This is a genomic window from Lamprobacter sp. (genome assembly GCF_034860625.1).
Lineage (GTDB): Bacteria > Pseudomonadota > Gammaproteobacteria > Chromatiales > Chromatiaceae > Lamprobacter.
The window spans coordinates 1-2,843 of sequence record NZ_JAYESN010000317.1 but is presented as its reverse complement, the minus strand read 5'-3'; the positions used below and the strand labels follow the sequence as shown (position 1 = coordinate 2,843).

Genomic DNA, 2,843 nt, shown 5'->3' with positions numbered 1-2,843 from the left:
AGCTTCTAACATATGGGATGATCTACTCTCGAATAATTTACATAAAGAAGGTGGGGTTTCGTTCAAGAAAGGGAAAAAGCCAGAGGCTTTAATTAAGCGTATTCTAGAGCTCTCGACTGACGCAAACGATCTTGTCCTTGATTCTTTTCTCGGATCAGGTACTACGGCTGCTGTAGCTCACAAAATGAATCGCCGATGGATTGGAATCGAACTCGGTCAGCATTGCGACACTCACTGCGTTCCACGTCTCACAAGAGTTATTGATGGTCGAGACCCCGATGGCATCACCAATGCAGTCGGCTGGAAAGGCGGCGGTGGCTTCCGCTATTACAAGCTTGCACCCTCCTTGCTCGAAAAGGACAAATGGGATAACTGGGTGATCAGCAAGGACTACAACCCGGCCATGCTGGCCGAGGCGGTCTGTAAGCTGGAGGGCTTCACCTATGCCCCGAGCGACAGCCTCTACTGGCAGCACGGCCACTCCACGGAGCAGGATTTCATCTACGTCACCACTGCCAGCCTCAAGCACGAGCAGCTGCAACAGCTGAGCCATGAAGTCGGCCCGGAGCGCAGCCTGCTCGTGGTCTGCACCTCCTTCCGTGGCAGCAAGGAGGGCTACGCAAACCTGACGGTGAAGAAGATCCCCAAAGCCGTGCTCAGCCGCTGCGAATGGGGCAAGGACGACTACAGCCTCCGCGTCGAAAACCTCCCCGACGCCCCGCGGGAACCCGGCCAGCTAGGACTTTTTGATGCAGCGGAGGATGCAGAGTGAACCGCCACGTCAACGCCATTTCCGGACGCCTGAGCCTCCGCCCGCCGCAGCGCCGATCACTGGAGATCCTCGACCGGATCACCGAGATCGTGCCGCCCCGTAAATCGACGGCCCTGTCCGAAGCCTTGGAGTTGATCCAAAGCGAGTATCCGTCTGTCACCGACTTCGAGCGCGATTTCCCATCGCTTTGCTTTGCCCTCGCCACCGGCGTCGGCAAGACGCGGCTCATGGGCGCCTTCGTGACTTACCTGCACCTCGCCCACGGCATCAACAACTTCTTCATCCTCGCGCCCAACCTGACGATCTATAACAAGCTGATCGCGGATTTCACGCCCAATACACCCAAATATGTCTTCAAAGGCATTGCGGAGTTCGTCGTCAATCAACCAGCACTCATCACCGGCGATAACTACGATCAGCGTGACCCGGCCAGCGGCTCGCTTTTTGGCGGCGTGCGCATCAATATCTTCAATATTTCCAAAATCGACTCAGAGGTCCGCGGCGGCAAAGCGCCGAAGATCAAGCGCCTGTCGGAATACATCGGGGAGAGCTACTTCGATTACCTTGCGGCCCTGCCGGATCTCGTCCTGCTCATGGATGAATCCCACCGCTACCGAGCCAAGGCGGGACTGCGCGCCATCAACGAGTTGAAGCCGGTCCTGGGGCTGGAGTTGACGGCAACGCCCTTCGTCGAAACGTCAAAGGGAGCGATCCCCTTCAACAATGTCATCTACGACTATGCTCTGGGCCGCGCCATCGCCGATGGCTTCGTCAAGGAGCCCGCCGTAGTGACGCGAAAGAACTTCAATCCCGCCGACATGAGCAAGGAGGCCATTGAAGCGCTGAAGCTCTCCGATGGGATTCGCCTGCACGAGCAAACCAAGGTGCAGCTCGAAACCTATGCCCGCGAGACCAACCGCGAGATCGTCAAGCCCTTCGTGCTGGTGATCGCGCGCGACACCACGCACGCGGCGCAACTGAAGACCTTGCTGGAGTCGGATGATTTCTTCGACGGCGGCTATAAGGACAAGGTTATCCAGGTCGATTCCAGTAAGACGGGCGCGCAAGAGGAGGACATGATCAACCGGCTACTCAAGGTGGAGCAGGCCGACGAGCCGACCGAGATCGTGATCCACGTGAACATGCTCAAGGAAGGCTGGGATGTGACCAACCTCTACACCATCGTGCCGCTGCGCGCCGCCAATGCCCGCATCCTCATCGAGCAATCGATCGGTCGCGGCCTGCGCCTGCCCTATGGCAAGCGCGTTGGCGTCACTGCGGTCGATCGGCTCAACATCGTGGCGCATGACAAGTTCCAGGAGATCGTGGACGAGGCCAACCGTGCCGACTCCCAGGTTCGCATGCAGACCCTCGTCCTCGATCCCGATGAGATCGAGAAGAAGACCAAGACAGTGATCTCACAGAGCAAGCTGGCTAGCCAGCTCGGCACCGTTCCCGCACAAACCACGGGTTCCACGACCGTTGCGCCTTCGCGCGAGCAAGCGGTGTTCACCACACCGGCGGAGCAGAAAGTCGCCCAGGCGGCCTACAGCGTCATCAAGCAGTTCGAAAGCCAGCCGGATCGCGTACCGACCATGCGCAGCCTCGCCAACGCCGACGTCCAAGCGAACATGGTGCGGGACGTTGCCGCCGCCTATACCCCAGCCCAATCGGAGCTGGACGGGATGACCGAGCAGCCGGACATCGCGGCCATCGTCAAGAAGACGACCGAACTGGTCGTACAGCAAAGCATCGATATTCCCCGCATCCTGGTGGTGCCGAAGAGCGAGGTGGACTCCGGCTTCAGGGCATTTGAACTGGATCTCTCCGGCCTGAACTTTCAGCCGATTTCGGACGAGCTCTGGGTGCAGTTGCTCCGCACTGGCGCCACCGAAGTGATCGGACTCGGCAAGGGCGGCTTAAAGGAGACGCGACTCGAGCACTACGTCGTCAGCGGCCTGGTGGATTTTGATGACATCGACTACGAGAAGCATGCCGATCTGCTCTACGATCTGGCCACTCAAACGGTCACGCATTTGCAGAGCTATCTCAGCGAGGAAGATGCAAGAAA

Annotated in this window: 2 protein-coding genes; both read left to right on the top strand. The window is 58.6% G+C overall.

The features are described 5' to 3' along the window. On the top strand, positions 1 to 772 hold a 772-nt coding region (locus VBE63_RS26810), incomplete at its 5' end, for a site-specific DNA-methyltransferase (protein ID WP_323686054.1). Beyond that, the coding region (locus VBE63_RS26805; RefSeq protein WP_323686053.1) for a DEAD/DEAH box helicase at positions 769 to 2,843 on the top strand (2,075 nt) is incomplete at its 3' end. The genes VBE63_RS26810 and VBE63_RS26805, both read left to right, overlap by 4 nt.